The organism is Caldibacillus sp. 210928-DFI.2.18, from assembly GCF_020554505.1.
GTDB lineage: Bacteria > Bacillota > Bacilli > Bacillales > Caldibacillaceae > Caldifermentibacillus > Caldifermentibacillus hisashii.
In genome coordinates this window covers 1-516 of record NZ_JAJCHL010000223.1, presented here as the reverse complement: position 1 = coordinate 516, position 516 = coordinate 1, and the positions used below count along the sequence as shown (strand labels likewise).

The 516-nt window shown below is 35.1% G+C and carries 1 pseudogene; it reads right to left on the bottom strand.

Going from position 1 to position 516, the window contains the following annotated elements:
- Nucleotides 1-202: 202 nt before the first annotated feature.
- Nucleotides 203-516, bottom strand: a pseudogene (locus LIZ98_RS17665) (hypothetical protein); the annotation flags it as partial.

Below are 516 nucleotides of genomic sequence, written 5' to 3'. Positions count from 1 at the left end.
TCCTTTTTCAAATCCTTCTTCCCTCACAGTTTTAAAATATTCAGCAAGTGTAGGTGCTTCTTTAATTTTTTCAGAATACAGCATATGTTTTGCCTCCTTTTCAATGTTAATCGATAAGTCTTTCGTTAATTGTTTTGTCAGCTCATGAGGAAGATACAGTAAATAGTCAATGAAGTAGAAAAGAGCTTCCGCATAATCAGGTTTAAGATTTGGGTCGGTTAAAATGAATGCTTGCCTCTATCTCCTTCACTTCATCAAGACTCAGCTTCACTATTTTTGCCACTTTTTCAACTGAAAAACCTTCCCGCAATAGCTCAGTAGCTAAATTCCTTTTTTCTTCCATTTTCCCTTTTTCGATTCCCTTTTCCATTCCAATTTCAAATCCTTCTTCCCTCACAGTTTTCAGATATTCTGCAAATGTAGGTGCCTCTTTAAGTTTTTCAGAATACAGCATATGTTTAGCCTCCTTTTCAATGTTAATCGATAAGTCTTTCGTTAATTGTTTTGTCAGCTCAT